Source organism: Phaeovulum sp., from assembly GCF_030684035.1.
Classification (GTDB): domain Bacteria; phylum Pseudomonadota; class Alphaproteobacteria; order Rhodobacterales; family Rhodobacteraceae; genus UBA6213.
The window spans coordinates 22673-49561 of the sequence record NZ_JAUXPI010000046.1 but is presented as its reverse complement, the minus strand read 5'-3'; the positions used below and the strand labels follow the sequence as shown (position 1 = coordinate 49561).

The 26889-nt window shown below is 65.3% G+C and carries 21 protein-coding genes and 1 tRNA gene; 10 read left to right on the top strand and 12 right to left on the bottom strand.

Annotated features, from left to right (window positions below; all coding sequences use genetic code 11):
• Positions 1-187 (top strand): hypothetical protein (locus tag Q8J98_RS11105; RefSeq protein WP_305294399.1); only part of this gene is annotated, 187 nt, incomplete at its 5' end.
• 155 nt (positions 188-342) lie between these two features.
• Here the strand turns inward: Q8J98_RS11105 and rpoD are convergent.
• The 7 genes from rpoD to Q8J98_RS11070 form a co-directional block, all read right to left on the bottom strand.
• The gene (rpoD, locus tag Q8J98_RS11100) at positions 343-2331 is read right to left on the bottom strand and encodes an RNA polymerase sigma factor RpoD (RefSeq protein ID WP_305294398.1); all 1989 of its coding nucleotides are present in this window, start codon (positions 2329-2331) and stop codon (positions 343-345) included.
• A gap of 108 nt (positions 2332-2439) precedes the next feature.
• Entirely contained in the window at positions 2440-4392 is a 1953-nt protein-coding gene (gene dnaG, locus Q8J98_RS11095) for a DNA primase (RefSeq protein ID WP_305294397.1), read from the bottom strand.
• 40 nt (positions 4393-4432) lie between these two features.
• Entirely contained in the window at positions 4433-4939 is a 507-nt protein-coding gene (locus Q8J98_RS11090) for a sarcosine oxidase subunit gamma (protein WP_305294396.1), read from the bottom strand.
• Positions 4932-7829 carry a 2Fe-2S iron-sulfur cluster-binding protein gene (locus Q8J98_RS11085; RefSeq protein WP_305294395.1) on the bottom strand — a complete coding sequence of 966 codons (2898 nt, stop codon included), beginning with the start codon at positions 7827-7829 and terminating at the stop codon, positions 4932-4934. Before Q8J98_RS11085 ends, Q8J98_RS11090 begins: the two co-directional genes overlap by 8 nt.
• Positions 7826-8077: a sarcosine oxidase subunit delta gene (locus Q8J98_RS11080; protein ID WP_305185464.1), complete on the bottom strand. Its 252-nt coding sequence runs from the start codon at positions 8075-8077 to the stop codon at positions 7826-7828. The genes Q8J98_RS11085 and Q8J98_RS11080 overlap by 4 nt, the downstream gene beginning before the upstream one ends.
• 9 nt (positions 8078-8086) lie before the next feature.
• Positions 8087-9337, bottom strand: coding sequence for a sarcosine oxidase subunit beta family protein (locus Q8J98_RS11075; protein WP_305294394.1), 1251 nt, complete (start codon positions 9335-9337; stop codon positions 8087-8089).
• Positions 9338-9573: 236 nt separating this feature from the next.
• A complete protein-coding gene (locus tag Q8J98_RS11070) occupies positions 9574-11004 on the bottom strand; it encodes a Glu/Leu/Phe/Val dehydrogenase (protein WP_305294393.1) in 1431 nt (476 codons plus the stop codon).
• Positions 11005-11392: 388 nt separating this feature from the next.
• On the opposite strand from Q8J98_RS11070, the gene Q8J98_RS11065 reads away from it, so the two are divergent.
• The 4 genes from Q8J98_RS11065 to Q8J98_RS11050 all read left to right on the top strand — a co-directional run bounded on the left by Q8J98_RS11065 (position 11393) and on the right by Q8J98_RS11050 (position 15209).
• Entirely contained in the window at positions 11393-13057 is a 1665-nt protein-coding gene (locus Q8J98_RS11065) for a pilus assembly protein TadG-related protein (RefSeq protein ID WP_305294391.1), read from the top strand.
• 1 nt (position 13058) lies between these two features.
• Entirely contained in the window at positions 13059-13610 is a 552-nt protein-coding gene (locus Q8J98_RS11060; protein ID WP_305294390.1) for a TadE/TadG family type IV pilus assembly protein, read from the top strand.
• An 8-nt stretch (positions 13611-13618) separates the two neighbouring features.
• Complete coding sequence (locus tag Q8J98_RS11055; protein WP_305294389.1) at positions 13619-14173, top strand: TadE/TadG family type IV pilus assembly protein; 555 nt, start codon at positions 13619-13621, stop codon at positions 14171-14173.
• Between the two features lie 124 nt (positions 14174-14297).
• A complete protein-coding gene (locus Q8J98_RS11050; RefSeq protein WP_305294388.1) occupies positions 14298-15209 on the top strand; it encodes a pirin family protein in 912 nt (303 codons plus the stop codon).
• A gap of 96 nt (positions 15210-15305) precedes the next feature.
• On the opposite strand, the gene Q8J98_RS11045 is transcribed toward Q8J98_RS11050, so the two are convergent.
• Complete coding sequence (locus tag Q8J98_RS11045) at positions 15306-15893, bottom strand: TetR/AcrR family transcriptional regulator (RefSeq protein WP_305294387.1); 588 nt, start codon at positions 15891-15893, stop codon at positions 15306-15308.
• Between the two features lie 91 nt (positions 15894-15984).
• Between Q8J98_RS11045 and Q8J98_RS11040 the strand changes: the two genes are divergently transcribed.
• From Q8J98_RS11040 to glpX, 3 genes are all read left to right on the top strand, one after another.
• Positions 15985-16194, top strand: a complete 210-nt coding sequence (locus Q8J98_RS11040; protein WP_305294386.1) for a hypothetical protein — start codon at positions 15985-15987, stop codon at positions 16192-16194.
• A 75-nt stretch (positions 16195-16269) separates the two neighbouring features.
• Complete coding sequence (locus tag Q8J98_RS11035; protein WP_305294385.1) at positions 16270-17568, top strand: homoserine dehydrogenase; 1299 nt, start codon at positions 16270-16272, stop codon at positions 17566-17568.
• Between the two features lie 216 nt (positions 17569-17784).
• Positions 17785-18771: a class II fructose-bisphosphatase gene (glpX, locus tag Q8J98_RS11030; RefSeq protein WP_305294384.1), complete on the top strand. Its 987-nt coding sequence runs from the start codon at positions 17785-17787 to the stop codon at positions 18769-18771.
• A gap of 67 nt (positions 18772-18838) precedes the next feature.
• Here glpX and Q8J98_RS11025 read toward each other — a convergent pair whose 3' ends face one another.
• Positions 18839-19255 carry a c-type cytochrome gene (locus tag Q8J98_RS11025; RefSeq protein WP_305294383.1) on the bottom strand — a complete coding sequence of 139 codons (417 nt, stop codon included), beginning with the start codon at positions 19253-19255 and terminating at the stop codon, positions 18839-18841.
• 158 nt (positions 19256-19413) lie between these two features.
• On the opposite strand from Q8J98_RS11025, the gene recJ reads away from it, so the two are divergent.
• A complete protein-coding gene (gene recJ / locus Q8J98_RS11020) occupies positions 19414-21159 on the top strand; it encodes a single-stranded-DNA-specific exonuclease RecJ (RefSeq protein WP_305294382.1) in 1746 nt (581 codons plus the stop codon).
• A 101-nt stretch (positions 21160-21260) separates the two neighbouring features.
• Positions 21261-21335 (top strand) — tRNA-Glu (locus tag Q8J98_RS11015).
• Between the two features lie 173 nt (positions 21336-21508).
• Here Q8J98_RS11015 and Q8J98_RS11010 read toward each other — a convergent pair.
• From Q8J98_RS11010 to Q8J98_RS11000, 3 genes are all read right to left on the bottom strand, one after another.
• Positions 21509-22111: a hypothetical protein gene (locus Q8J98_RS11010; protein WP_305294381.1), complete on the bottom strand. Its 603-nt coding sequence runs from the start codon at positions 22109-22111 to the stop codon at positions 21509-21511.
• A gap of 343 nt (positions 22112-22454) precedes the next feature.
• Positions 22455-25559, bottom strand: coding sequence for an efflux RND transporter permease subunit (locus Q8J98_RS11005; protein ID WP_305294380.1), 3105 nt, complete (start codon positions 25557-25559; stop codon positions 22455-22457).
• On the bottom strand, positions 25556-26731 hold the full coding sequence (locus Q8J98_RS11000) for an efflux RND transporter periplasmic adaptor subunit (RefSeq protein ID WP_305294379.1): 1176 nt from the start codon (positions 26729-26731) through the stop codon (positions 25556-25558). Before Q8J98_RS11000 ends, Q8J98_RS11005 begins: the two co-directional genes overlap by 4 nt.
• Positions 26732-26889: the final 158 nt, after the last annotated feature.

Here is a 26889-nt window from a genome sequence, read left to right as displayed (position 1 = left end):
AGTCTGCCCGAAAGCGGGCGCGCCGCCGCGGATGCGGCTCCGAAACCGCAAAATCGATGCCATTTGCCCGAAAAAGGTGCCCCAGCGACGCTCAGACGGCCATCTCGGCGAAGCCGAAGCCGTTAATCAGACGTTCCTTAGCATTGACATTATTTGTATCAAACCCATTGGGCATCAAACTGACTAGCCGAGTGACTTCAACACCGATTCTCCCACCAATGGAGAAATCTGGAAAAGTGCAGCTACCGAGTGGCTCGAACTTTATCGCCCCAATTTGCAGCGACAATAGATAGCTCTGAGTAGCTCGCTCCAAGAAATCCATTGGTGTCGAGTCGGCTTCCCTCACTGATCCAGAAAACTCCGCAATTTCCGGCTCCTCGACGGATGCTTCAGCTTCCTGAGCGCCTTCGCCTCGATCTGTCGGATGCGTTCGCGGGTGACCGAGAACTGTTGGCCGACCTCTTCCAGCGTGTGGTCGGTGTTCATGCCGATGCCGAAGCGCATGCGCAGCACGCGTTCTTCGCGCGGGGTAAGCGAGGCCAACACGCGGGTGGTGGTTTCCTTCAGGTTTTCCTGAATCGCTGAATCCAAAGGCAGAATCGCGTTCTTGTCTTCGATGAAATCGCCAAGCTGGCTGTCTTCCTCATCGCCGATGGGCGTCTCCAGCGAAATCGGCTCCTTGGCAATCTTCATCACCTTGCGGACTTTTTCGAGCGGCATTTGCAGCTTTTCGGCAAGTTCCTCGGGCGTCGCCTCGCGGCCGATCTCGTGCAACATCTGGCGACCGGTGCGCACCAGCTTGTTGATCGTTTCGATCATGTGCACGGGAATGCGGATGGTGCGCGCCTGATCGGCAATGGAGCGGGTGATTGCCTGCCTGATCCACCAGGTCGCGTAGGTGGAGAATTTGTAGCCACGGCGGTATTCGAATTTATCGACCGCCTTCATCAGGCCGATATTGCCTTCCTGAATGAGGTCGAGGAATTGCAGCCCGCGGTTGGTGTATTTCTTGGCGATGGAAATGACCAGGCGCAGGTTGGCCTCGACCATTTCCTTTTTCGCCTGCCGGGCTTCTTTCTCGCCCTTTTGCACCTGATTGACGATGCGGCGGAATTCGGAAATATCGACGCCGACATATTGGCCGACCTGGGCCATTTCCGTACGCAGGTCTTCCACCTTGTCGCGGCTTTTCTCGACCAGTGCCTGCCAGCCACGCCCGGATTTGGCGGCCATCCGGTCAAGCCAGGTCGGGTCAAGTTCATAATTGCGGTATTCGTCGATGAATTCGCGGCGGTTGATGCGGGCACCATCGGCCAGTTTCACCATGCCCGAATCAATCGCCATGATCTTGCGGTTGATGCCGTAAAGCTGATCGATCAGGGCTTCGATGCGGTTGTTGTGCAGGTGCAGTTCGTTGACGAAAACCACGATTTCGGAACGCAGTTTCTGGTAGGCGGCCTCGTCGGTCTTGGAAAAGGTGCCGTCCTCGTTGAGCGTGGCCGACATCCGCAGGTCTTGCATTTCCGCGAGCGTAGTATAATCGCGCGCGATAAGTTCCAGCGTTTCCAGTACCTTGGGCTTTAGCGCCGCTTCCATGGCGGCAAGGCTCATATTGGCACCTTCGTCGTCATCCTCCTCGTCATCGGGGATGACAATGGGGTTGCCGTCGGCGTCAAGCTCTGGCTCTTCGGCAGCGGCGCGGCGCGGCGCGGCGCTGATTTCGGGCTCGTCCACCACCGGCTCGACGATCTCGCCCTCATCGTCAAGGGTGCGGCCAAAGGTGGCCTCAAGGTCGATCACGTCACGCAGGAGAATGTCTTCGTTCAACAGTTCGTCGCGCCAGATGGTGATCGCCTGAAAGGTCAGCGGCGATTCGCAGAGGCCCGCGATCATCGTGTTGCGGCCAGCCTCGATGCGTTTGGCGATGGCAATTTCGCCCTCGCGCGAGAGGAGTTCGACCGAGCCCATTTCGCGCAGATACATGCGCACCGGGTCATCGGTGCGGTCGAGCGTTTCGCTGGTCGAGGTGGAAACCATCACCTCGCGCGAGGTGGAGGCAATTTCGACAAGCTCGCCCGCGGACTCGCCCTCATCGGCCTCGTCGTTTTCGATGATGTTGATGCCCATTTCCGACAGCATCGACATCACATCCTCGATCTGTTCGGAGGAAGCATGTTCGGGCGGCAGCGCGGCGTTGAGTTGATCGTAGGTGATGTAGCCGCGTTCGCGCGCATCTGCGATCATGCGTTTGACGGCGGCCTGGCTCATGTCGAGCGCGTCTTCGCTTTCCTGTTCGGTCGGCTTTTCTTCGTCAGAGTCCTTGGCGGCCATGGGCGTTCCTTGCTGCGGGCTGGGTCGATGGTCGTGCGTCAGGGCGAATCACATCGCCGTCATACCGAATCATGCGGGCGAATCACAGGGGGGCGGCGCGCGCGCCGTTCAACTCTCGGGTTTGCGCGACCGCTGGGCATCAAGCAGGCTTTGCAGGTAGGCGGACATCGCCGGGCGGTCTTCGCCCATGTCGGCGGCTTCTTCGAGCTTCGGGTGCTCGGCGAGGTGGCGGGCGCGGGCGGCCTGACCAAGCCGCCAGGTCACGCCTTCGTTGGCCAGCCCCGCCAGATCTTCGGCCGCATCGGCGATTTCGGCACGCGCGGCGCGGGCGGCGGCAAGTTTGGCGAGTTCTTCAGCAAGGCACATGCGGGCAAGATCGGGGTCGGCGTCGGGGCGCACCGGCGGGGCAATGCGCACATGGGGCAGCGCCAGCAGCCGTTCAAGGGTGCCACCCGCTTGGGTGGCAAGCAGGCTGCGGACCGTCTCGGGCGGCTCATGGCAATGGCGCAGCAAAAGGTGGCGCAGCGCGTCATGCGCCGGGTCGTGCAGCGCCAGCCGCTCGAGCTGGGTTTCGAAACTGACCACCAGCGCCGGGTGATGCGCGCAGATCGCCAGGATCATCGCCTCGCGCAGCCGCTCGGCACCATCGGGGCCAAGCGCGCCCGCGAGCATTGAGGAAAGCGTGCTGGCGCGCGGTGGCTCGGGCGGCGGGGTCCACTTGCCGTTGGCGTCGCGGCTGCCTTTGCGAAGCGTGCGGCTGGCGGCGCGGGGCCTTTGGGCGCCGAACAGTTCATAGCGCAACTCTTTGATTTCGGCTGCGTAATGCGCCTTGATCGAGGGGTCGGTGATGCGCGCGATCATGGCGCGCAGGCTTTTGTCGAGCGTCGCCTTGCGCTCGGGGCTGTCGAGCACGCGGCCCTCGACCTCGCGCTGCCAGATCAGCCGCACCATTGGCTGCGCGGCCTCGAGCACCCGCGCCATCGCGCCCGCCCCTTCGGCGCGGATCAGATCATCGGGGTCCTGGCCGCCGGGCAGGATTGCAAAGCGCAGGCCCTGCCCGGCCTCTAGCAGCGGCAGCGCGAGATCGGCAAGCCGGAGCGCGGCGGCGATGCCCGCGCGGTCGCCATCGAGCGCCACGATCGGCTCGGGGTGGATACGCCAGAGCATGCGCAGCTGGTCTTCGGTAACGGCGGTGCCCAAGGGCGCAACCGCCCCGGCAAACCCGGCCTCAACCAGCGCGATCACGTCCATATAACCTTCGGCGACGATCAAGGGCGCGCCCTTGCCGCAGGCTTCGCGCGCAGGCCCGGCGTTATAAAGACTGCGGCCCTTGTCAAAAAGCGGCGTCTCGGGCGAGTTGAGGTATTTCGCCCGCGCCTCGGGGTCCATCGCGCGCCCGCCAAGGCCGGTGCAGCGCCCGCGCAGGTTGCGGATCGGGTAGATGATGCGGCCCCGAAACCGGTCATAAGGCTCGCCGCCGTCTTCGGGGCGGGCGCAAAGCCCCGCCTCGACGATCAGATCGGCGGCATTGCCCTTGCCCCGGAGCGCGTGGAACAGCCCCTGCCGCTGATCGGGGGCAAAGCCGATTTCGAAACGGTCGAGCGTGGCCTGACCGAGCCTGCGCCGGGCGAGGTAATCGCGCGCCGCCGCCCCGGCGGCGGTTTTGAGTTGCAGCCGGTAATGGCGCACCGCCTCTTCCATCACCGCCGCAAGTTCGCTCTGCCGGTCGGCGGCGGCGGCGGCCTGAGGGTCGCGCGCGGGCATGGCTATGCCTGCCTCGCGCGCCAGCACCTCGACCGCCTCCATGAAACCCATGTTCTCTGTCTCGCGCAGAAAGCTCAGCGCATCGCCCTTGGCGTGGCAGCCAAAGCAATAGTAATAGCCCTTTCGGTCATCAACATGAAAAGACGCGGTTTTTTCCTGGTGAAACGGGCAAGGTGCCCAGAGGTCGCCCTTGGCGAGGTTCGATTTGCGCTGATCCCATGTGACCTTGCGCCCGACCACCTTGCTGATCGAGACGCGGGCGCGCAGTTCTTCAAGAAAACCGTTGGGCAGACTCATGCCGTCTATATTGGGCGCGGGCGGGCCCAAGTCCAGTGGTTCAGCGGGCGGCGAGGCCGCGCATGGCGCTGGCAAGATCGTTGAGGGCATGCGCTGCCATGGAGCGCGGCAGCCAGATTTCGAGCGCCTCGGGGGCCGCTTCGGGGCGGTGGATCAGCACCGCGACATGGCCAAGAAGCGTGCGCGCGACGTGGCCGGGGCGGAAATTGAGCGCCCGAAGGTCGATCGGAACCAACCGGGCAAGCACCGCATCGGGGGCCGGGCCAGTGAGGCGGGCGATTACCCAGGCGTCGGTTTCATCGGTCTGGGGGGCGGTTTGGGGAACGGCCTGGGGCGGGGTGCCGGTGGCGAGCCAGAGCCCGTGCCCTGCCCAGAGCACGATACCACCGGCATGGGTTTGGGCGCGCCCCGGCGCGGGCAGGCCCTTGGCGGGGCCAATGGGGGCAAGCGCGGTGACCCGCCCGGGCTGCGCACCGGCAAGCTGATGCGCGCCACGGGTGGTTGGCAGAAGCGCCGCAAGCGGGTCGGTTGCAATGAAATCAGCCACGGGCGCGGCCTCCCTCGGGGTCATAGGCGGTGGGGGCCGTGACTTCGACAAGCTGATCGGTGCCGCGCAAACCATCCCATAGCCGCAGGGTTTCGCCATGCCGCCCCCGCCCGTCGCGCAACAGCGCCAGCGCAAGCGCGTGGCCCAGGGTTGGGGAATCGCAGGCGGAGGTGACATGGCCGAGGTCATTTTCAGGGGCCAGCACAGCACCTTGGGCGAAGAGGTGGCCGCCGGCGGCGATCGGCATGGCTTTGGCAAGCGGGCGGAGCCCGACAAGCTGCTTGCGCCCCGCTTCGGCAAATGCAGGTCGCGCGGCCATTTCGGCACCGATATGGCCACCCGAGGCCCGCAGCATCCGGCCAAGGCCAAGATCCTCGGCGCTGACCCTGCCATCAATCTCGGCATGGGTGAGAAAACCCTTTTCGATGCGCAAGACATTCATCGCTTCAAGGCCATAGGCACCGCCGCCCAGCGCCTCGGCGGCATCGCAAAGCGCCCGGAAGGCGGCATCGCCATAGCGCGCGGGCAGCACCAGTTCATAGCCGAGTTCGCCCGAATAGGAGATCCGCATCAGCCAGCCCCTGGCACCGCCTGCGCTGACCGGGGCCGCGCCCATGAAAGCCAGATCGGGAAGGCTGTCGAGCGTTTGCGCCAAAAGCTCGCGGGCGCGCGGCCCGGCGATGGCAAACTGCGCCCAGTTTTCGGTGGCGTCGAATATGCGCAGGCGGAGATCGGGCCAATAGCCCTGCGCGGCAAGTTCCAGATGCCGCCGCACCGCCTCGCCCGAGCCTGACGAGGTATAAAGCCAGAACCGCCCCGGCTCCAGATGCACCAGCGGCCCGTCTTCCATCACCTGTCCATCCTCGCGCAGAAGCAGGGTATAGCGGGCATGGCCGGGTTTCAGCGTGGTTATCGTATTTGTGCAAATCCGTTGCAGAAACTCGGCGGCATCAGGCCCCTGAATGTCGAATCGCGACAAGCTGGAAACATCGGCCACGGCAACGGCATGGCGCACATAGGCAACCTCGCGGGCGCAGGATTCGGCCCAGCCGGACTCGCCCAGCCTGAGGAAATGCGAGGCGCGCAGCCAGGGGCCTGCCTCGATCATCACCGCCCCCCGCGCCAGCGCCGCAGCATGCGCCGGGGTAACCCGGACCGGCGCGAAGCCGCGGCCCGCGCCGCCTGCCCCCATCGCGGAAATGCTGACCGGCACAAAGGGCGGGCGCGCGGTGGTGGTGCCGCCCGCGGCAAGCGCGCTGGCGGTTGCATCGGCAAGCACCGCAAGTGCGGTGGTGTTGGAACCACGGCCCTGATCGGGGGCCATGCCCTGCGTGGTGTAGCGCTTGGCATGCTCTGGCGCGCCCATGCCTTCGGCGGCGGCAAGCACCAGATCCTTCACCGTCACGTCATTGGCCAGATCGACAAAGGCGCGCCCGGGGGCCGCCACCTGCCAGACAAGCCGCATTGCCCCGGCCGCATCGCTTGCCGCCGGCAGGTCGGGGTCAATCGGTGCCAGGCCAAGCGCGCGCGCCGCCTCGGCCCCTGCCCGGATGCCCGCCGAAAGCGCCGCGCGGGTTGAAAACACCCCCGCCACCGCCCCCGCGAAGGCCATGCCGGGAACCGCGTCCGGGGCCATGAGAAAGCCGCCAACCGCCTCATCCCAATGCGGTTTCGCGCCAAGGTGGCAGGCGAGCTGCAGCGTCGGGTTCCAGCCGCCCGAGACCGCGAGGCAATCGGCGGCAATCCATTCCACCCGGCCCCCGGCATCGCGCAGCGCGACCGAGGAAAGCGCGGCGCGGCCGCGCGTGGCCACCACTTCGGACCCCGCCCGCAACGGGTAATCGCCCAGCGCCACCGCCTCGGGGCGCGGATCGACAACCACCACCGCGGCCCCCGCCCCGGCCAGATCGCGGGCGGTGCGATGGGCATCGTCGTTGGCCGCAAAGACCACCACCCGGCGGCCCGCCAGCACGCCGAAACGGTTGAGGTAGCCGCGCACCGCGCCCGCCAGCATCACCCCCGGGCGATCATTGCCAGGGAACGCTATCATCCGCTCGCCCGCGCCGGTGGCAAGCACCGCACGGGTCGCGACGATGCGCCAGAAACATTCGCGCGGTCGCTGGGGGCTGCCAGCGGGCAGGCGCTCCAGCGCCGCGAAGGTGCCATGGTCATAGACCCCGGTCACCGTGGTGCGCGGCATCAGCCGAACATTCGGCCAACCGGCAAGCTCGGCCAGCGCCGCTGCCACCCAGGCCGTGGCGGGCATGCCGCCCAGATCCTCAGTCTCGTAAAGCAGCCGCCCGCCCATTACCGCGCCCTCGTCGGCAAGGATCACGTCGGCCCCGGCGCGCGCCGCGGTCAGCGCCGCCATCAGCCCCGCAGGCCCCGCGCCGATCACCAGAAGGTCGCAAAAGGCAAAGGCTTTTTCATCCTGCCCCCGGTCGGGCAGGCCCGAGAGCGCGCCAAGACCTGCGGCGCGGCGGATGATCGGTTCATAAAGCCGGAACCAGGCGCGGCGCGGCCAGAGGAAGGTCTTGTAATAAAAGCCCGCGCCTAGGAAAGGCGCTGCGAGATCGTTCACCGCCTGCAGATCGCGTGCAAGCGAGGGCCAGGCGTTCTGGCTGAACACCTCCAGCCCCTCGTGGATTTCCACCATCGTGGCGCGCTGGTTCGGGGTCTGCGCGGCCCCGCGCCCAAGCGTCACCAGCGCCGAAGGCTCATCGGAGCCGAGCGAGACCACGCCGCGCGGGCGGTGGTATTTGAACGAGCGGGCGACCAGTCGCTGGCCCGCGCGCAGCAGCGCCGAGGCGACAGTATCGCCGGCAAAGCCCTGCACGGCGCGTCCGTCGAAGTGGAAGCGGATCGGTTGCCCGGGGTCGATGCCGTTCATCTTGCGCCCCCTGCAAGCACCAAACCCGCGGTCGCGTGGCTGCGGGTGTCGCGGCGGGCGCGCAACAGCGCGCCGCAGCCCGCAGAGTGCAGCCAAAGCTCGTCAAGCGGCCCGGCGGGGTTTTCGCGCAGGTGCAGCCAGGCGACAAGATCGCCTCCCGGTGCCGGGCGCGGCAGAAGCTCGGCTGCCCCGACCCAGGTGAATTCGCGCCGGTCGCGGGCCCCGCAAAGCGGGCAGATCAGGCGCATCGCGGGCCCCTAATGCAGATGATGGGTGGCACCCGTGCCCTCCTCGTCAATCAGCGCGCCGGTGGCGAAACGGTCAAGCCGGTAGCGCCGGGCAAGCGGATGCGGCGCGTCGGTGGCCATCAGATGCGCCATGCAAAGACCCGATGCGGGCGTGGCCTTGAAGCCGCCGTAGTTCCAGCCCGCATCAAGATACAACCCCTCGACGGGCGTGCGGTCGATGATCGGGCTGCCATCGGGGGTCATGTCCATGATGCCACCCCAGGACCGCAGCACCCGGGCGCGGCCGATGGCGGGCATCAGGGTCATCGCCGCCTCCATCACATGCTCGGCCATCGGCAGGTTGCCGCGCTGCGCGTAAGACGGGTAAAAGTCGATATCGCCGCCAAACACCAGCCCGCCCTTGTCGGACTGGCTGATGTAGAAATGCCCCATGCCGTAGGAAATGACGTGGTGGATGAAGGGCTTCAGCCCCTCGGTGACAAAGGCCTGCAAAATGTGGCTTTCGATCGGCAGGCGCAGCCCGGCGCGCGCCGCCAGTTCGCCCGAACGGCCCGCCGCCACCATGCCCACCCGCCCGGCACGGATCGCGCCGCGGCTGGTCTGCACGCCGGTTACCTTGCCGCCGGTGATGTCGAAGCCGGTCACCTCGCAATTCTCGATGATATCGACGCCGCGGGCATCGGCGGCGCGCGCATAGGCCCAGGCCACCGCATCATGGCGCACGGTGCCGCCGCGCGGGTGCAGGAGCGCGCCGTGCAGCGGAAACCGGGTCTGCTCAAAGTCGAGATAGGGCACCAGGGCGCGCAGGCCCTCGCGGTCGAGCAGTTGCGCATCGTCGCCCTGCACCAGCATCGCATTGCCGCGCCGCGCGAAGGCATCGCGCTGGCCGTCGGAGTGAAACAGCATCAGGAGGCCTCGCGGCGAATACATCAGGTTGAAGTTGAGCTCCTGCGCCAGCGTTTCCCACATTTTCAGCGAGGCCGAATAGAATTCCTGATTGCCGGGGATCATGTAGGTGGCGCGCACGATGGTGGTATTGCGACCGATGTTGCCAGAGCCGACCCAGCCCTTTTCCAGCACCGCAATCCGCGCCAGCCGATGTTCGCGCGCAAGGTAATAGGCGGTGGCAAGGCCGTGGCCGCCTCCGCCGATGACGATCGCATCATATTCCGCCGCAGGTGCCGCCTTGCGCCAGAAGGGCCGCCAGCCGCTGCCGCCGCGCAAGCCCTCGGCCAGAACCCTGAAACCCGAAAAGTGCATCTCGCCCTCCGGCGGCCATCAAGCCCCGGAACGCGGCGGAGTGCAATGCGGCAGCTTCGGCTTTATCGCGCAAAATGCGGCGTCTTCATCGCGAAAATACCCCGCGCGGAGCGCAGCCCGGCCGGAACGCGCCTGGCGGCGGGCGGGTGGGCCGGGGCATGAAAGCCCCCGCCACACCCGCCGCCGCTGGCGAGGGCCTTTGAACCGAAACGCAACCGGCGCATGCGGTTTTGCGCCTAAAGCCCCTTGGACCGGTAGCTTTGCGCCACCCGGTCGATCGCCACCACATAGGCGGCCATGCGCAGGTCGGTCACTTCCGGGCGGGCATGCCAGACTTCGCGCATCGACTGATAGGCGGTGCGCATCGTGTCATCGAGGCCGGAGCGGACCAGTTCCAGCTCGTCAGACCCGGTCTGGTATTTGTCCTTGAACCCGGGCGAGAGGGTCCAGCCGAGGCCCTTGTCGGCCGAAAGCCGTTCGAGTTCATTGACCAGCAGGCGGGTGCGCGCTTCTTCGGCGCGCCGCTGCATACGGCCAAAGCGGATATGGCTGAGGTTCTTCACCCATTCGAAATACGACACCGTCACACCGCCGGCGTTGGCATACATGTCGGGAATGATGATCGTGCCCTTGTGGCGCAAGACCTCGTCGGCCCCGGCGGTGATCGGGCCGTTCGCGGCCTCGATGATCAGCGGCGCGCGGATGCGCTCGGCGTTGCCCAGATGGATCACCGCTTCCATCGCGGCGGGAATGAGAATGTCGCATTCCGCCTCAAGCAGGCTTGCGCCCTCGGCAACATAGCGGCCCTCGGGGCAATCCTTGATGCCGCCGTATTCCGCCATCCAGCCGAGCACGGCGGCAATGTTCAGGCCCTTGTCGTTCCACAGGCCGCCATCGCGTTCGATGATGCCGACAATGGCGACCCCGTCTTCTTCCGAAATGAACCGCGCGGCGTGGCTGCCGACGTTGCCGAGGCCCTGCACGACGCAGGTCTTGCCCGCGAGCGAGCCGAAAAGATGCGCAGAGGCGACGTCTTCGGGGTGGCGGAAGAACTCGCGCAGCGCGTATTGCACGCCGCGCCCGGTGGCCTCAATGCGGCCCTGGATGCCGCCGGAATTCAGCGGTTTGCCGGTGACGCAGGCGCGGGCGTTGATGTCGGTGGTGTTCATCCGCGCGTATTGATCGACGATCCAGGCCATTTCGCGCTCGCCGGTGCCCATGTCGGGGGCGGGAACGTTTTGCGCCGGGTTGATCAGGTCGCGCTTGATAAGCTCATAGGCAAAGCGGCGGGTGATCTGTTCCAGATCATGTTCGTCATATTTGCGCGGATCGATGCAGAGCCCGCCCTTGGAACCGCCGAAAGGTGCCTCGACAAGGGCGCATTTGTAGGTCATCAGCGCCGCCAGCGCCTCGACCTCGTCCTGGTTGACCGCGAGCGAATAGCGAATGCCGCCCTTGACCGGCTCCATATGTTCGGAATGCACCGAGCGGTAGCCGGTGAAGGTTTCGATCTTGCCGTGCAGGCGCACACCGAAGCGCACCGTATAGGTCGAATTGCAGACCCGGATCTTCTGGCACAGGCCCGGCGAGAGATCCATGACCGCCGCGGCGCGGTCAAACATGATATCGACGGATTCGCGAAAGCTCGGCTCGGTCTTTTGCAGCATGGTTCCTCCAATGGCTCCGCAACCTGCGGCGATAGACCGCAACGCTGGCGGCCCGGCACGCAGCGCGAGCCTAGGCGCAATGCTGTGCCACCGCCACCACGGAAATGAACGAATCACCGCGCCGAGCGCCCAAAACGGCGTGATTTGCGCGCAATCTGGTACCGAAGGGTTAACCAATTGTGGCACGAATCTGGCGGCACCGTGGGCGGCGCGAAACAAACCCGCAGCATCGCCGCCACCGTATGCAAATACCGCACAATGCCGCTCTCGGGTCACAATTTCTGCCTCAATTCTGCCGCGCGAATGAGTTTAATTCAAACCCGTGAGTCTGCCCCGGGTCGGGAGAAACCGGGATGGCGCGCCACGGCGCAAGTGGATGAGGTGTGTGATGGAACGATCGAAACTGTCCGCTCTGAACCGCCGGGCCGCCGCCGTGATGCACCGGTTCCGCGACGCAGAGGATGGCGCGCTCATCGCCCTTTCGCTTTATCTGTTTGTCGGCATGCTGGTGGTGACCGGGGTGGCGATCGAGATCATGCGCCACGAGGATCGGCGCGTGCAGATTCAGGGCACCGCGGACCGCGCCGCACTTGCCGCCGCCGACCTTGGCCAGACGCTCAGCCCGGCAGACGTGGCGCGCGACTATTTCGCCAAATCGGGGCTGGAAGGGCTGAGCGTGACTCCGGTTGTCGAGCAGGGCCAGTTCGGTGAATGGCGCACCGTCGCCATCAATGTGCGCGAAACCTACCCGACCTTTCTGGCGCAGTTCGCCGGCCTGAACGAAATGACGGTAAACGCGCAATCGCGCGCCATCGAATCCATCGGCAACGTCGAGATTTCGCTTGTTCTCGATATTTCCGGCTCGATGAACGACAAGGTCTATGTGAACGGGGCGCTGAAGGGCACGCGGATTTCGCTGCTGCGCTCGGCCGCCGTGCAGTTCGTGGATACGATGTTCCAGAATGTGCAGCCCCCGGGCGCGCCAGCCGGACGGCTTGGCATTTCCGTGGTGCCCTATAATCAGCAGGTGGTGCTTGGCACCGGTCTGGCGTCCCGGTTCAACATCTCGAGCGACCACACCCAGAACACCTGCGTCGATTTCTTCACCGCCGCGGATTTCTCGACACCCGCGGTCACGCCGACGCAGCCGCTGCAACGCTCAATGTATGGTGCCAGCTTCGACTATCGGCAGTGGGGCTTTTCGACGCCAAGCACCTGGTCAACCTCGGGAAGCAGCATCCTGAACTGCCCGGAAAACAGCATGGCCGCGATTCTGCCATTCGCCAATAATCAGAGCGTGCTGACCAACAAGATCAACGCGCTGACCGCGGGTGGCGATACCGCGATCGATATGGGCGCGAAATGGGGCCTGGCGCTTCTTGACCCGGCGGCACAGCCGGTGGTTGACGGGCTGATCGCCGCCGGGCAGGTCAGCGGTAATCTCTCCGAGCGGCCCTATGCCTACGGCGACCAGAACACGATGAAGGTGCTGGTGCTGATGACCGACGGGCAGAACACCCGGACCTATTCGACCAAGCCCGAATTTCGCTCGGGCGAAAGCGGGCTGATTTCGACCTCGTCGGCGACCAACATGTCGACCAGCTATCTGTATTACTACGACCCGTCGCGTTCAAACCCCTACTACAAGTTCAGCGACGGCAAGTGGTATGCCGAAAACAAGGTGACCGGCACCAAATACCCGATCACCTACCAGACGCTGTGGAACACCCAGAAATACACGTTGCAATACGCGCTGAACACCTTTCTCGGCAAGCCGTTCAACAACGCCTCGACGCTCTACAACCAGATGGCAGAGCAAGCCGAGTTTGGCGGCAAGGATACCAACCTCGAGGCCGTCTGCGATGCCGCCAAGCACCGTGACCGCAACGTGGTGATCTTTTCGCTGGCGGTGGATGCGCCTTCGGCCGGGCAGACCGTGCTGCGCAACTGCGCAACAGCACCCGCCTATTTCTGGAGCGTGACCGCCGCCGAGCTCGACGCCGCCTTTGCCGGCATTGCCTCGGCCATCAACTCGTTGCGTCTGACCAACTGACATGCGCAAGCGCCTCGCCCGACTGCTCGCATTTCCGCGGCGCTTCCTTTGCCGCGAGGAAGGTGCTGTCACGATCCCGACGATCATCTTCATTCCGTTCTTCCTGCTGCTGTTCACCTCGTCTGTCGAGCTGGCGACGCTGTCGATCCGCCAATCGCTGCTGGACCGCGCGGTTGATGATACCGCGCGCATCCTCAAGCTCGGCATCGAGCCCTTGCCCGACCACCAGACGCTGAAGCGGTCGATCTGCAACCGCATGGCAATCGTGCCGACCTGCATGCAGGATCTGATGGTCGAGGTGATCGAGATCGACCGGACGACATGGAGCACGGCACGGGCGGGCACTGCGGTGACCTGCATCGACGCAAGCGAGGAGACCGAGCCCGAAACGCTTATCCAGCGCGGCATTTCGGATCAGTTGATGCTGATGCGGGTGTGCCTGAAGGTCAAACCGATGATGCCGGGTGCCGGTGTGGGCGCACAACTGGTGACCGACGCTTCCGGCGCGCTTGCGCTGGTGGTGGTCACCGCCTTTGTCAACGAACCGAGGTGAGTGGGGCCATGAAGCGCTTTCGCCACAACCTCGTCCGTTTCCTCGCCCGCTGGCGCGACGACAGTTCCGGGGCAACCGCCATCGAGGGCGTGCTGGCCGCGGTGATGCTGATCTCGTGGTATGCGATGGCTTACCAGTTCACCGACGCCTTCCGCGTCAAGACCGCCAACACCAAGGGGGCCTTTACCGTGGCCGATGCGATTTCGCGCGAAAAGGCCCCGGTCAATGCCGCCTATATCATCGGGCTGAACCGGCTTTTCGACTTTGTGACCAATGCGCAGGGCGAGACCTGGATCAGGGTGACCTCGATCTACTGGGACGCCGACACCGAGAAGTTTCGCCGCGAATGGTCCTACGCCACCGATGGCAAGCCGCGGCATACCAATGCCTCGATCGCGCTGGAGGCAGACCGGATTCCGACAATGCCGGTGGGCGACACCGCGATTGTGGTGGAAACCTCGATGCAATACAGCCCGCTTTTCGGCATCGGCCTGGGTGCCGGGTCGCACCAGAACTTTGTCGTCACCCGCCCGCGCGGGCCGCGCGTGGTCTGGGAGGACTGAGCGCCCCCTTCGCGCGCGCTCTCCCTCTGTGCGGCAGGGCACATGTGCTGTTGCGCCAAAGGCCTGTGCGCGCGGCGCGGCTGCGCCTATCTTGGCGGCAAGCAGCCATCAAGGAGCCCCCGCCATGTCGATCCGTCCCGTTGTTGAAAACCGCCGCGCCCGCCCGACGCTGGAAGGTGCCGGCGTGCATCTGCACCGCGCCTTTGGCTTTGCCGACCCGACCGAGCTGGACCCTTTTCTGCTTTTTGACGATTTCCGCGGCGAGCGGCCTGCCGACTATCAGGCCGGTTTTCCCTGGCACCCGCACCGCGGCATCGAGACCATTACCTATGTGCTTGCAGGCACCGTCGAGCACGGCGACAGTCTGGGCAATGCGGGCAAGCTTGGCGCGGGCGATGTGCAATGGATGACCGCCGGGCGCGGCATTCTGCATCAGGAAATGCCGACCGGGAATGCGAAAGGCCAGATGCACGGCTTTCAGCTTTGGGCAAACCTGCCCGCCGCGCTGAAGATGACCCGGCCGCGCTATCAGGATGTGAAAGCGGCCGACATTCCCGAGGTGATCGAGGATGACGGCACCAGGGTGAAGGTGATTGTCGGCAGTTTCTGGGGCAGGCGTGGCCCTGTCGATGGCATTGCCGCCGATCCGCAATACCTTGACATCTATGTGCCCGCCGGGGTGAAAAAGCGCTTCGCGCTTGATACCCGCCGCCGCGCCTTTGCCTATGTGTTTGAAGGCGATGGATTTTTCGCCGATGCCAGCGGCCCCGAAGGGGTGCTTTTGGAAAAGGAAGTGATGGGCAAGGAGGTCAATATCCGCGATCTCTCGGGCAACCGCACGCTGGTGCGCTTTGGCGCGGGCGACGAGGTGGTGGTGCAGGCGGGCGCGCAGGGGCTGCGGTTCCTGTTGATCTCGGGTGCGCCGCTTGAGGAGCCGGTGGCCTGGCACGGGCCGATCGTGATGAACACCCGCGCCGAAATCGCGCAGGCAATTGCCGATTTGCGCAACGGCAGCTTCATTGCCCCCGCGCATTGAACCGGCCGGGGGGCCAGCCCCCCGGACCCCCCGGGGTATTTGGGCAAAGAAGAAGCGCTTCCCGGTTTCTTGACGAGGCGGCGCTGGGGCGGCGGGTCAGGCACCGACCGCCTTGCGCACCATGTCCCAGTAGATCTCTTCGACCGTGGCGAGGGCGAGCCTGCCGCCTTCGCGGAACCAGATATTGACCCCGGTCAGCATGGCGATGATTGCCAGCGTTGCCAGCTTGCTGTCGGGCAAAAGAAAGCCGCCTTCCGCCTGCCCGGCGCGCAGGATCGCCTCAAGCTCGTTCTCGTAAGCCCGGCGCAGGTTTTCGATCGCGGCGAAGTTGGCGGGCCCAAGGTTGCGCAGTTCCATATAGGAGAGGAACACCGCCTCGGCGCGTTCAAGATTGAAGCGGATATGGAAGCGCACGAAGCTTTCGAGCCTGCCAAGCGGCGTGGCGGCGGCGGGCACCCTGGCCCAGGCCGCCAAGAGATCATCCATATGGCCCTTGAGAAGGTCGAAGAGCAGGGTTTCCTTGTCGGGCGTGTAAAGGTAGAGCGCGCCTGCCTGAAGCCCCACCGCCGCCGCGATCTGGCGCATCGAGACCGCGGCAAAGCCGTGGCGGGCAAATAGCCTTTGCGCCTCGGTGCGGATCCGGGGGCCGGTGATTTCGGAATGCGAACCGCTTTTGCGTGCCATGCGGTCAGGCTATCTGAACAGCCGTTCAATATCAAATGCCGGAAGCTGCCAGCGCTTGCCCAGGGTGCCGCGGGCGCGGTATGCTTGGCCCATGCCGCTTGCCCGCGCCCTGCTTTTGCTCTCGTTGCTGCTGCTGGCAGGCTGCGATCTTGCGCCTTTGCCGCCGGAACGCGCCTATCCGGTGCTGCTGCCGCTGGACCAGATACTGCTGGTGCCAGTTGGCACGCGTGCGCCGGACCCTGGGCTCTTGGCGCGCGGGGCAGCCTTGCGCGCCCGCGCCGCCGCACTCGGCGCGCTCTGATCGCCAACCCCCGCGTTGCATGCCTGCGGCGAAGCCGCTATGGGAAGCCGGAAGTTTGCCGTTTTGGAGTCTGCCATGCCCCGTTCCGCCGCCCCTGCCCTGCGCCTTGGAATTGCCGGGCTTGGCACCGTCGGCATCGGCGTGGTGAAGATCGTGCAGAGCCATGCGGCGCTTCTGGAAGCGCGCACCGGGCGGCGGATCGAGATTGTCGCCGTGTCGGCGCTGGATCGGAGCAAGAACCGCGACGCCGACCTTTCGCACTATGCCTGGGAGGCGGACCCGGTGGCACTTGCGCGCCGCCCCGACATTGACGTGTTCATCGAGGTGATGGGCGGGGCCGAAGGGCCAGCGCGCGCGGCGACGCTGGCGGCGATTGCGGCGGGCAAGGACGTGGTGACCGCCAACAAGGCGCTTCTGGCGCATCACGGCCAGGCTTTGGCCGAGGCGGCCGAGGCCAGAGGCCGGGTGATCCGTTTCGAGGCGGCGGTGGCGGGCGGCATTCCGGTCATCAAGGCGTTGACCGAGGGGCTGGCGGGCAATGCCATAACCCGGGTCATGGGGGTGATGAACGGCACCTGCAACTATATCCTGACCCGGATGGACAGCGCCGGGCTGCCCTATGACGTGGTCTTTGAAGAGGCGCGGCAGCTTGGCTATCTGGAAGCCGACCCGAACCTTGACGTGGGTGGCATCGACGCCGGGCACAAGCTGGCGCTGCTGGCCTCGATCGCTTTCGGCACCAGGGTTGCTTTCGACGCGGTAGAGCTGGAGGGGATCGGGCGGATCTCGATAGACGATATCCGCCGGGCGGGCGACATGGGCTACAAGATCAAGCTGCTGGGCGTGGCGCAGATGACCGGCAGGGGCCTTGAGCAGCGGATGACGCCGTGCCTGGTGCCCGCCGCCTCGCCGCTTGGGCAGTTGCAGGGCGGCACCAACATGGTGGTGCTTGAAGGCGACTCGGTTGGGCAGATCGTGCTGCGGGGCGCAGGGGCCGGGATGGGCCCGACCGCCAGCGCCGTGATGGCCGATGTCGCCGACATTGCGCGCGGCACCCGGCTTTCGACCTTTGGGCAGCCGGCGAAAAGCCTTGTTGCGCCGATTGCCGCCAAGGCGAGTTCGCCCGCGCCCTATTACCTGCGCATGGAGCTTTTGGACAAGCCCGGCGCTCTGGCCAAGGTGGCGACGGTCTTTGGCGAAGAGGGCATCTCGATTTCGCGGATGCGCCAGTATGATCACCCCGAGGCGCTGGCCCCGGTGCTGGTGGTCACCCACAAGACCACCGGCGATGCGGTGGCGCATGCCTTCGCGCGACTGCCCGCGACCGGCGTGGTCATGGGCGAGCCGGTGGCGATACGGATCGAAGCGGTCTGAGACACCGGTGCCGGGCGCGGTCGCAGCGCGCGGATAATTGGTGTTTGCTGGCAATTCCGGCGCCTTCCCGGGGCGTGTCGGCCTGACAGCCGCCCGGCACCCGAGCCTGCGGCCGGGCCCGCGTGACTTATCGGCCCCCGTTAGCGCACCCATCCTTGTCGCATGGCAAAGAGCCGCGCTAGATGCCGCCAGGGCACACCGCAGGGGGAAACCGCCATGACCGACTCGCTTGAATTCAAGGACCGGATGCTGTCGCTGGGCCTTGCCCGCGTTTCCGAAGCCGCCGCTTTCGCCTCGGCCCGGCTGATCGGGCGCGGCGACGAGAAGGCCGCCGATCAGGCCGCGGTCAACGCCATGCGCGAACAGTTGAACCTGCTCGATATCCGCGGCGTGGTGGTGATCGGCGAGGGCGAGCGCGACGAGGCACCGATGCTTTTCATCGGCGAGGAGGTTGGCACCGGTGTAGGCCCCGCGGTCGATATTGCGCTTGATCCGCTGGAGGGAACCACGCTGACCGCAAAGGACATGCCGAACGCGCTGACCGTGATTGCCATGGCACCGCGCGGCTCGCTGCTGCACGCGCCCGATGTTTACATGGACAAGCTCGCGATTGGCCCCGGCTACCCCAAGGATGTGATCAGCCTCGAGATGTCGCCCGCCGAGCGGGTCTTTGAACTGGCGCGGGCAGGTGGCGTTACCCCCGGCGATATCACCTGCTGCGTGCTCGAACGGCCCCGCCACGACGACCTGATTGCCGAGATCCGTTCGACCGGGGCCTCGATCCGGTTGATAACCGATGGCGACGTGGCCGGGGTCATCCATTGCGCCGAATCCGAGATCACCGGCATCGACATGTACATGGGCCTTGGCGGCGCGCCCGAGGGGGTGCTGGCGGCATCGGCGCTCAAATGCATGGGCGGGCAGATGTGGGGGCGGCTCAGCTTTCGCAACGACGACGAGCGCGGGCGGGCCTACAAGGCGGGCATTACCGACCTCAACCGCATCTATTCACGCGACGAGATGGTGCGCGCCGATGTGATCTTTGCCGCGACCGGCGTGACCAATGGCTCGATCGTCGAGGGGGTGAAGCGCGAGCCGAACTTCATTCAGACCGAAACCATTCTCATGCGGTCGAAAACCGGATCGGTGCGGCGGATGCTGTGGCGGAGCCCGATTGCGCGCAACGGCCACAGCAGCCACTGAATTTGGCACCACCTCGCGGTGGTGCCTGACCCTGCGCGCGCAGCGGATGCGCCGCTGCGCGTATCTGTCATTCCTGGACAGACTGCAGGAAATAGACCAACTCGAGTATCCGCGCCCGCACCACAGCTTCGCTGCCGTAGGTTCCAGCAGCGGGGTTATCGACGGTATAGCGGTTGCCGAACAACGGCATCGGGTCGCCGTGCGCCTTGATCTTGGCGCGGCCATCGATGGTCTGGAACACGGTCAGAGTCGGAAACACGCCATCGTTCGCCTTCGCGAGTTGCGTCAACCGCGGCACCTTGCCCGAAAACATGATGGCAATCGGGCCGTTGCCATCGAGAGCCTCACCGTGGCAGGCGGCGCATGCCGCCATGTACTCGGCGCGCCCAGCGGCATATTCATCCTCTGCCATCTGGGCTTGCGCGACGCTGCCGAGTCCGAGGAAAGCCATGATAGAAACGGAAACAACAAACGATCTGAACATTTCTTTGCTCCTTTCGTATCGCTATGCTCTCCCTTTCACGTTGAAGACTCCTCCCAGCGGTGATTATAGCACGAAATGCCCGGCCAGACAAAATTTCGGCGGCCGCCCAGATGTGCCCGCTCTGGCATCTCGTCCCCGAATAGGGCATGTCGGGGGGCATGAGCGCACGCGCCTTTCTTGATGTCGAAGCCTCCGCCACCGGGCGGCGCTGGGTTGGGCCCGGGGTCGAGGCCGACCGGATGGCCGAGGCGATGGTGCAGGAAACCCGGTTGCCCTTGCCGCTGGCCCGCCTGCTGGTGGCGCGCGGGGTGGCCGCTGCCGATGCAGCGCGGTTTCTGGAGCCGCAGTTGCGCGATCTCTTGCCCGACCCGCTGCTGCTGAAAGATATGGGCCGCGCCGCCGCGCGGTTTCTGCGCGCCGTGGCGGGGCGCGAGGCGATTGCCGTTTTTGCCGATTATGACGTTGACGGCGGGGCCTCGGCGGCGCTGCTGACGGTCTGGTTGCGCGCCATGGGGCGGCGCGCGACGCTTTATATTCCCGATCGCATCGACGAGGGCTACGGGCCGAACGAGGCGGCGATGGCGATGCTGGCAGAGGGGCATCGGCTGATTGTCTGCGTCGATTGCGGCACATTGAGCCACGCCCCGATCGCCGCCGCCACGGGGGCCGATGTGCTGGTGCTTGACCATCACCTCGGCGGCGAAACATTGCCCCCCGCGCTGGCGGTGGTGAACCCCAACCGCGCCGACGAGACCGGCGATCTGGGCCACCTTTGCGCCGCCTCGGTGGTGTTCCTGATGCTGGTCGAGGCCAACCGGCAGTTGCGCGCCGAGGGGGCAGAGGGGCCCGACCTGATGGCGATGCTCGATCTGGTGGCGCTGGCCACGGTCGCCGATGTGGCCCCGCTGGTGGGGGTCAACCGGGCACTGGTGCGCCAAGGCCTGCGGGTGATGGCGCGGCGCGAGCGGCCGGGCCTTGTGGCGCTGGCCGATGTGGCCCGAATGGACCGCGCGCCCAACACCTATCACCTCGGTTTTCTGCTTGGGCCAAGGGTCAACGCGGGCGGGCGAATAGGTGCCGCCGACCTTGGCGCGCGGCTGTTGGCGACGGATGACCCGCATGAGGCGGCAGCGCTGGCCGAGCGGCTGGACGCGCTCAACACCGAGCGGCGCGAGATTGAGAACCGGGTGCGCGACGCGGCACTGGCGCAGGCCGAGGCGCGCGGGCTGGAAGGGCCGCTGGTCTGGGCTGCGGGCGCGGGCTGGCACCCCGGCGTGGTCGGCATCGTCGCCGCGAGGCTGAAGGAGGCTACCAACCGACCGGCGGTGGTGATCGGGGTCGAGGGCGGCATCGGCAAGGGCTCGGCGCGCTCGGTGGCGGGGGTGGACCTTGGCGCGGCGGTGCAGCGGCTGGCCGCCGAAGGGCTGATCGTGAAAGGCGGCGGGCACCGGATGGCGGCGGGGCTGACGGTGGCGGAAGGCCAGATCGAGGCGGCGATGGCGCGGCTGGCCGAGCTTCTGGCGCGGCAGGGCGCGGGGGCGGCAGGGCCGCGCGAATTGCGGCTTGACGGGCTCCTCATGCCCGCCGCCGCCACGCCCGCGCTGATCGAGGAAATCGAAAAGGCCGGGCCTTTCGGGCAGGGTGCCCCGGCACCGCGCTTTGCCTTTGCCAGCGCCGAGGTCACCGGGGCGCGGCGCATTGGCGAGAACCACCTGCGCTTCAGCCTCGGTGACGGCCGCACGCGGCTTGATGCGGTGGCGTTCGGGGCCTTTGACGGGCCGCTGGGGCCGCTGCTTGCCAGCCCCGGCGCGGCGCGATTTCACCTTGCCGGGCGGCTTGAGACCAATAGCTGGGGCGGCCGCAACCGGGTGCAGCTGCGCCTTGAAGACGCCGCAAGGGCCTGACCCCGCCGCCACCCCGGAAGCTGCGGAAGTTTCGACCATATCGGCAAAATCCCTCTTGCAGAGCACCCCGCCCTGCCCTAAACACCGCCCACGCCAAGCGCGGCCCGTTCGTCTATCGGTTAGGACACCAGGTTTTCAACCTGGGAAGAGGGGTTCGACTCCCCTACGGGCTGCCACGCGTTCATGTAAAATGTTGATTTCGCTACACAGTCTGAAATCCGGCAAAACTCTACCCACAATCTACCCATGGCAGATTGACCCCTGAAAGCGGCCCTTCGGGCGCTGCGACAGGCTGGAAACGATCACGCGAACGTGAACGCTTCGCGTCATGCCATGGCCTTCCGTTCGATCATTCTTCGCGGTTGATCTTTTGTCTAAGCTGTTTGACAGCACCTTCGGCATACCGTGCGCCCTCGGAAGCTGCCGACATTGCCAACGAAGACGCAAGCAACCCCGCCATAGGTTCGGGCATTTGCGTGAAGCTTTTTGAAATTCGCGTCGCAGATACGGAAACGGCTTCGGCAACATCAAGGTTCGACAGCGGCAAGAAGTGGTCGATGAAATCTTCGTAAGGCATTGAGGAATATGGCATAACGCCCCCAACTTTCGTTAGGATCATATGAGCGACTGCGACCACTTCGGTAAAATCATCACTCAAGTCTTCGTCTAGACTTGCGCGAGCGATTCCGAGAAGTGCGATTTCGACAGCGGTCTTATCTCCAACTGTTCCGTGAAGTAACTTTGCCACTTCAACACGCTGCGAGCCGAAAATACGAAGTGTTTCAAAAGCGTTCATAATGCAGAAACTAAAAACTGCGACGAAACCCTTCACTTCTGCATCGGGGGAACCGCGCTGAACGTCACGCCAGCTTGCGTTCAAAACGCGGTCAATCCCTACCTCAAACGCCGTATGTTTCGCCATGATCCTGCGCGCCCGGAACTTTTCAAACATGGCAAAACCCTTCGACTTGCTCTTTCCACCCCTTCTAACCGACCAAGCCTTTCCCTGAAATCCAATTTTCGACTGCTATCGCGCCGTGTGACGCCTGCCTTCCCGGCAACTACGACGAAAAAAGACCCCCGAAACCTTGCGGCAACGGGGGTCAGGTAGCTTCCTCAGTGGCCCTGTGGAAGATCGTTAGAAAGCGGCTGCGGGGATGCCCACAAGGGGCGCGTCGGGGTCGATACCCGCAGCGGTGCAGGCTTGGCGCATGGTGGCCCCTGCGGCGACCCGCAGCACGGGCCGGAGCGGCGGCACCGCACCCGTTCAGCCCCGGTCACCGTCCGCCCCCGCCCTACTCCGCCGCTACCCCCTTCGCCCCCCTCCCGAACCACCCGCGCCGCTTCCTCGGCCCGTTCGCCCGTGTCGTCAGCATCAGCATCGACGGGGTCACGATCAGGGTAAGGATGGTGGCGAAGGCGAGGCCGAAGACGAAGGCGGAGGAGAAGGCGATCCACCATTGCGTGGAGGGGGCACCGTAGGTGGTTTCGTGGCTCAGGAGTTCGAGATTGAGCCCGAAGGCGATCGGCAGCACGCCCAGTATGGCGGTAAGCGCGGTCAGCACCACCGGGCGGGCGCGCTCGCGGCAGGTTTCCAGAATGGCCTCGACCTTGTCCATGCCTTCGTGGCGCAGCGTATCGTAGGTGTCGATCAGCACGATGTTGTTGTTCACCACCACCCCGGCAAGCGCGATGATGCCGATGCCGGTCATCACGATCACGAAGGGCTGGCCGAGAATCATCAGGCCAAGCAGCACCCCGATGGTGGACATCACCACCGCCGAAATCACCAGACCGACCGAGATGAACTTGTTGAACTGCGCCAACAGCACCGCGAAGATGAGCGCCATTGCGGCACCGAAGGCCTTCATCAGGAAGGCCGAGGCTTCGTCCTGCATTTCGTCTTCGCCAGCAAGTTTCCAGCGGATGCCCGCCGCTTCCAGCCCGGCGCTTGCCAGCCGCTCCGAAATCGCGGCGCGCGCCGCGGCTGCCTGCACACCGTCGCGCAGGCCCGCCTGCACAGTGACCGTACGCACCCCGTCGATGCGGGTCAGCGTGCCGGTGGTGGGCGCGGCGACGCGGGTGACGAAGTTCGAGATCGGCACTGGCCCCGCCGCGGTTTCGATCTGCAACTGGTCCAGCGCCGAGATCGTGCGCTGGTCGGGTGGCAGGCGCAGCACGATATCGACCGCGTCATCGGCCCCGGCGGGGCGATAATCAGACAGTTTCAGGCCACTTGTGACAAGCCGCACCATCGAGCCGACGGCCCCCGGTGTCAGTCCATAACGCGCCGCTGCCGCCCGATCGACCTGCAATTCCCAGTCCACGCCCGGTGGCGGCAGGCCGTTGTCGATATCGATGATATCGGGGAATTTTGCCAGTTCGTCCGCAATCATGCGGGCCGCGTCATTGAGCCCGGCCGGGAATTGCGCCGAAAGCCGCAGCTGGATTGCCTTGCCGCTCGATGGCCCGGCCACCGGAACCGCAACCTCGATATCAACGCCGGGAATGCCCTGCATCGCCACCCGCAGATCGGCGAGGATTTCGCTGGCGGGCTTGCGCTCGCGCCAATCGACGAATTCATATTGGATCGTACCGATCACATCTGCCGCGACGCTGGTGCCAAAGCCGCCGCCGGAGCCGGTGCGGGTATAGACGGTTTCAATGCCGCGCCAACCGAGAATGCGCGCCTCGGCCTGCCGCACCAGCGCATCTTTTTCTTCTATCGACAGGTTGCCGCGGGCATGCACATAGAGAAGGCCGTAATCGGGTTCGACCGAAGGGAAGAACTCGACCCCGGCCCCGTAGGTGCCATAGCTCATCGGCACCGCGATCAGGCTGCCAAACGCAAGCAGCACGACGATGACGGGGTGGCGCACCGCGCGTTTCACCACCGCCATGTAAAGCCCGTCGCGGTCGCCCTGCTTGAGGTGCACCGGCTTGGAAAAGATCGCGCCGAGGGTGGGGGCGAAGATCAGCGCATAAAGCATCGAGGCGGAAAGCGTGGCGATCAGGGTGATCGGCAGGAACATCATGAATTCGCCGACAATGCCGGGCCAGAACAGCAGCGGCGAAAAGGCGGCGACGCGGGTCATGGTGGCGGCAATCACCGGCCCGGCCATCTTGTGGCTGGCCTGGGCAAAGGCCTCGCGCTTGTCCATGCCCTCGCTCATTCGCCGCTCGGCATATTCGGTCACGATGATCGCGTCATCAACCAGCATCCCCACCGCAAGGATCAGGCTGAACAGCACCACGAGGTTCACCGTTGCCCCATAAAGCGACAGGAACAGGATGCCCATCAGGAACGAGGCGGGGATCGCCAGGCCGATCAGAATCGAGGCACGGCCGGAAAGCGCAAACAGGATGACGATGAACACGAGGATAACCGCGGTCAGCACCGAGTTCTGCAGATCGGCAAGCAACTGGCGGATCGAGATCGATTTATCCTGGCTGAACGAAACATCGATGCCTTCGGGCAGAAGCGCGCGAAACTCCTCGACCACCGCCTTCACCGCATCGACGGTCTCGATCAGGTTGGCACCGGAGCGCTTGCTGACCTCGATCGCCACGGCGGGCTGGCCGTTGAGGCGGGTTACCGTGGTCGCGGCCTTCTTGGTGGAAAGCACCGTTGCAATGTCGCGCGCCCGCACCGTGGCGGCGGGAGAGACCACCACCGGCAGGTTTGCCACATCTTCAGCGGTTTCGATCAACGACGGCACCTTGATCGCATAATGCCCCTCGTCGCCTTCCAGCGCCCCGGCGGCGATAAGCTGGTTGTTGGCACTCACCCCGGCGATCAGCGCATCGACCCGGAGCCCGTAGGAGGCGAGCCTTGCGGGGTCAACGATCACCTCGATCAGGTCGTCGCGCACGCCTTGCAGGTTGGCATCCAGCACGCCCGACACGTCTTCGATGCGGTTGCGCAATTCGCGCCCGGCCAGCGTCAGCACCCGTTCCGGCGCATCACCCGAAATCGTGACCACCAGCACCGGAAACTCGGATAGCGTCACCTCGTTCACGCTGGGCTCATCGACGCCGCTCGGCAGATCGCCGCGCGCCGAGGAGACCTTGCTGCGCACATCGTCAAGCGCCTTGGCAAGGTCGGCCCCGGCCTGAAACTCCATCAGCACGTTACCGCCGCCGGTATAGGCCGACGAGGTCATCTGCTTGATGCCGGGAATGGTTTTCAGCGCCGATTCCATCGGCCGCAGCAGCAGCCGTTCGCTGTCTTCGGGCGAGATGCCCTGATAGGACATGGAAACGTAAATGATCGGAATCTTGACGTCAGGCTCGGCTTCCTTGGGGATCGAGACATAGGCCATGGCCCCGGCGACCATCAGGAAGATCAGTATCGATATCGTCAGCCGGGCGTTCCGGATCGCAAGCTCGACCAGTTTCATTCGGTCACCTGCGCGGCGGGTGCCGCGGCGGTGGGCACATCGGCCGCAACTGTCACCAGGTCGCCATCGCGCACCAGATCCTGCCCGGCGATGATGATGCGCACATCGGCAGGCACCCCGGCCAGAACCAGCCCTGTCGGCGTGTCGTCGAGGAGTTCGACCGAGGCGAAACGCGCGATATTGTCTGACCCCACCACCCGCAGACCCAGTTCCCCCGTCTCCGAAAGGGTGATGACCGAGCGCGGCACAGTGACCGAACGCACCGGGTCGGCGAAAAGCCGAACCTCCGCAGTCATGCCTGCACCGATCGCGCCACCGGGGTTCGGCAGCGTAATGCGGACCGGAAAGGTGCGGGTCTGGGCCGAGGCCTCTTTGCCGACAAAGCGGACGCTGCCGCTGAGTTCGGTGCCATTGGCGAGCGTCACCTCGGCCTCGGCACCGGCGCGCAGGTAGCGCGCGAAAAGCTCGCTCACCTCGGCCTGCACCTCGATCGGGTCAAGCGACAGGAGCGTGGCTACCTTGGTGCCCGCGGTAATCCACTCGCCCCGCTCCACCTCGACGCTATCGACAATGCCCGTGAAGGGCGCGCGCAGTTGCAGCCGGTCAACCGCGGCGCGCGCCTGTTCCAGTTGCGCCGCAGCGGTGGTGGCGGCGCTGCGCGAGGCGATCAGCTGCAATTCGGTGCGGTTGCCTGCGGCAAAGAGCTTTTCGGCAACTTCAAGCTCGCGCTGGCGCTGGTCATGTGCGGTTTCGGCAATGGTCAGCGCCGCCTGCGCATCGCGGCCCTCAAGGGTCATCACCACGGCGTCGGCGGCAATGGTGTCGCCCGCCGCGATGGTGAGGGTTTCGATGGCACCACCGGCGCGCGCGGCCAGAACCGCGCGCTTGTCAGGCGCGGTGAGGCCGGAAAGGCGGATCAGCCGGGCATGATCGGAAAACACCGGCACCACCGCCTCGACCACCCGGCGCACCGGCGCGGTGGGGGTGACCGCGGGGGTGACCTCGGTGGGAAGCACAATGGCAGGGTCTGCGGTCCCGGCCACCGGCTGGCGCTGCGCGGCACTGGCGATCTTGCTGCCGACCGACGAAAATTCGCCGGTGCCAACCCAAACACTTGCCGCCACCAGCACGACCAGCGCCGAAATCGTGTGGCCCTTGATGAATCTAGCCATTTTTTCCGTCCCATTACCCTGCGTGACGCCGCCCATAGCGAAAGACAATACGCCCCGCAACGCTGAACGGATCAGTTCAGCGACACATTGGGTGCGGCGCGACAAAGGTCAATATCGAAGCGGTAATTCGGTGGCATTGCGACGCCCGTGCCATGTCA

What these genes read in the sequence shown, in the direction of transcription:
- rpoD (WP_305294398.1), bottom strand. Translation starts at nt 2,331, where the DNA reads ATGGCCGCCAAGGACTCTGACGAAGAAAAGCCGACCGAACAGGAAAGC.
- dnaG (WP_305294397.1), bottom strand. Translation starts at nt 4,392, where the DNA reads ATGAGTCTGCCCAACGGTTTTCTTGAAGAACTGCGCGCCCGCGTCTCG.
- Q8J98_RS11085 (WP_305294395.1), bottom strand. Translation starts at nt 7,829, where the DNA reads ATGAACGGCATCGACCCCGGGCAACCGATCCGCTTCCACTTCGACGGA.
- Q8J98_RS11080 (WP_305185464.1), bottom strand. Translation starts at nt 8,077, where the DNA reads ATGCGCCTGATCTGCCCGCTTTGCGGGGCCCGCGACCGGCGCGAATTC.
- Q8J98_RS11075 (WP_305294394.1), bottom strand. Translation starts at nt 9,337, where the DNA reads ATGCACTTTTCGGGTTTCAGGGTTCTGGCCGAGGGCTTGCGCGGCGGC.
- Q8J98_RS11070 (WP_305294393.1), bottom strand. Translation starts at nt 11,004, where the DNA reads ATGCTGCAAAAGACCGAGCCGAGCTTTCGCGAATCCGTCGATATCATG.
- Q8J98_RS11065 (WP_305294391.1), top strand. Translation starts at nt 11,393, where the DNA reads ATGGAACGATCGAAACTGTCCGCTCTGAACCGCCGGGCCGCCGCCGTG.
- Q8J98_RS11060 (WP_305294390.1), top strand. Translation starts at nt 13,059, where the DNA reads ATGCGCAAGCGCCTCGCCCGACTGCTCGCATTTCCGCGGCGCTTCCTT.
- Q8J98_RS11055 (WP_305294389.1), top strand. Translation starts at nt 13,619, where the DNA reads ATGAAGCGCTTTCGCCACAACCTCGTCCGTTTCCTCGCCCGCTGGCGC.
- Q8J98_RS11050 (WP_305294388.1), top strand. Translation starts at nt 14,298, where the DNA reads ATGTCGATCCGTCCCGTTGTTGAAAACCGCCGCGCCCGCCCGACGCTG.
- Q8J98_RS11045 (WP_305294387.1), bottom strand. Translation starts at nt 15,893, where the DNA reads ATGGCACGCAAAAGCGGTTCGCATTCCGAAATCACCGGCCCCCGGATC.
- Q8J98_RS11040 (WP_305294386.1), top strand. Translation starts at nt 15,985, where the DNA reads ATGCCGCTTGCCCGCGCCCTGCTTTTGCTCTCGTTGCTGCTGCTGGCA.
- Q8J98_RS11035 (WP_305294385.1), top strand. Translation starts at nt 16,270, where the DNA reads ATGCCCCGTTCCGCCGCCCCTGCCCTGCGCCTTGGAATTGCCGGGCTT.
- glpX (WP_305294384.1), top strand. Translation starts at nt 17,785, where the DNA reads ATGACCGACTCGCTTGAATTCAAGGACCGGATGCTGTCGCTGGGCCTT.
- Q8J98_RS11025 (WP_305294383.1), bottom strand. Translation starts at nt 19,255, where the DNA reads ATGTTCAGATCGTTTGTTGTTTCCGTTTCTATCATGGCTTTCCTCGGA.
- recJ (WP_305294382.1), top strand. Translation starts at nt 19,414, where the DNA reads ATGAGCGCACGCGCCTTTCTTGATGTCGAAGCCTCCGCCACCGGGCGG.
- Q8J98_RS11010 (WP_305294381.1), bottom strand. Translation starts at nt 22,111, where the DNA reads ATGTTTGAAAAGTTCCGGGCGCGCAGGATCATGGCGAAACATACGGCG.
- Q8J98_RS11005 (WP_305294380.1), bottom strand. Translation starts at nt 25,559, where the DNA reads ATGAAACTGGTCGAGCTTGCGATCCGGAACGCCCGGCTGACGATATCG.
- Q8J98_RS11000 (WP_305294379.1), bottom strand. Translation starts at nt 26,731, where the DNA reads ATGGCTAGATTCATCAAGGGCCACACGATTTCGGCGCTGGTCGTGCTG.